The organism is Komagataeibacter kakiaceti JCM 25156, assembly GCF_000613305.1.
Map to the genome: position 1 here is coordinate 1 of NZ_BAIO01000615.1, position 1,239 is coordinate 1,239.

General features: G+C 69.2%; 2 pseudogenes. Both read right to left on the reverse strand.

What is annotated here, in order from left to right:
* Positions 1-245: pseudogene (locus JCM25156_RS25725) on the reverse strand (aminodeoxychorismate/anthranilate synthase component I); the annotation flags it as partial.
* Positions 238-1,239 (reverse strand): annotated as a pseudogene (locus tag JCM25156_RS25730) (putative PEP-binding protein); the annotation flags it as partial. The pseudogenes JCM25156_RS25725 and JCM25156_RS25730, both read right to left, overlap by 8 nt.

Consider the following 1,239-nt stretch of genomic DNA (forward strand, 5'->3'; position numbering starts at 1 on the left):
GCGGGCAGGCACTGGCGCAGCAGCATGGCGAGATCCCGGCTGTCGGGCCGTCCATCCAGCAGGCATCGTCCCGCTTCCTGCACGATCACATGCAGGGGGTCGCGGCATACGATCACCCAGCGCGCCCGCGCGCCCACCTCTCCCCCGCTGTCCAGACAGGCCAGCCATGGCAGGCGCCCCCACGCGGCCAGAACAGCATCCACATCCCGCCATGGCACGGACCGGAGCGCCTGATCCCTATTCATCCGTGGAAGGGTGCATGGTGGCGGCGTATGTGGCGAGCATGGCGCTGACCTCCTGCCCGTCCACGGCTTCCAGCGCGCGGCTGGCCATGCGGCGGCAGTCATCCATGGAGACGGCCCGGATCGCGCGCTTGACGCGCGGCACGGCAGAGGCATGCATGGAAAAGGACCGTAGCCCGAGCCCCACCAGCAGGGGCACCGCCTGTGGGTCAGACGCCATTTCCCCACAGATGGAGACCGGCCTGCGCTGGCGCAGCGCGGCGTCCGCCGTCATGCGCACCAGTTGCAGCACGGCGGGATGGAACGGGTCGTACAGGGTGGCCACGTCCGTCGCCGCCCGGTCCGCCGCGAGGGTGTACATGGTCAGGTCATTGGTTCCGATGGCGAAGAAATCCGCCTCCTGCGCCATGACATCGGCCATGAGGCGGCGGCCGGGGTTTCGATCATGACGCCAAGCGGCGGCAACGGATCGGGTATGTCCACCCCCTTGCGCCGCAGCCTGCGCCCGACGCGGGCATAAATCTCCCGCGCGGCGCGCAGTTCTCCCACCGAGGAGACGAGCGGCAGCATGACCCGCACCGGCCCCGCGCGGGCGGCGCGCAGGATGGCGGCGAACTGTGTTTCCAGCAGCGCACGATGCTGGAGCAGCAGCCTGATGCCGCGTATGCCCAGCGCCGGATTGATGTCCCCGCCATCGCCAATGCCCGCGCGCGCCAGGCGTCGCTGTTTTTCTCGCTGCCCCAGTCCACCACGCGAATCGTCACCGGGTCGCCCGCCATGGCGGTGATCATGGGCTGGTAGACCGCTTCCTGCTGGACTTCATCGGGCACGGTTTCGGCGTTCATGAACAGGAATTCGCTGCGCAGCAGGCCGATCCCCGCCGCGCCTGACTGCGCGATCATGGGCAGTTCGGCCGGAATTTCCAGATTGGCCTGAAGGGTCAGCACCTCCCCACTGGAAAGCCGCGCGGGCAGGCGGCGCAGGCGGCCCAGCGTCC